At 65.1% G+C, this 212-nt stretch carries 1 pseudogene; it reads left to right on the plus strand.

Annotated features, from left to right (window positions below):
- Positions 1-212: pseudogene (locus tag B4L26_RS06585) on the plus strand (energy-dependent translational throttle protein EttA); the annotation flags it as partial.

Here is a 212-nt window from a genome sequence, read left to right on the forward strand (position 1 = left end):
ACCAACCACCTCGACGCCGAGTCGGTGCTGTGGCTCGAACAGTTCCTGGCCAACTACCCCGGCGCCGTCCTCGCCGTCACCCACGACCGCTACTTCCTCGACCACGTCGCGCAGTGGATCTGTGAGGTCGACCGCGGCAAGTTGCACCCCTACGAGGGCAACTACTCGACCTACCTGGAGAAGAAGGCCGAGCGCCTGGAGGTCCAGGGCAA

It is taken from the genome of Gordonia sp. UBA7599 (assembly GCA_002477755.1).
Taxonomy (GTDB): Bacteria; Actinomycetota; Actinomycetes; order Mycobacteriales; family Mycobacteriaceae; genus Gordonia.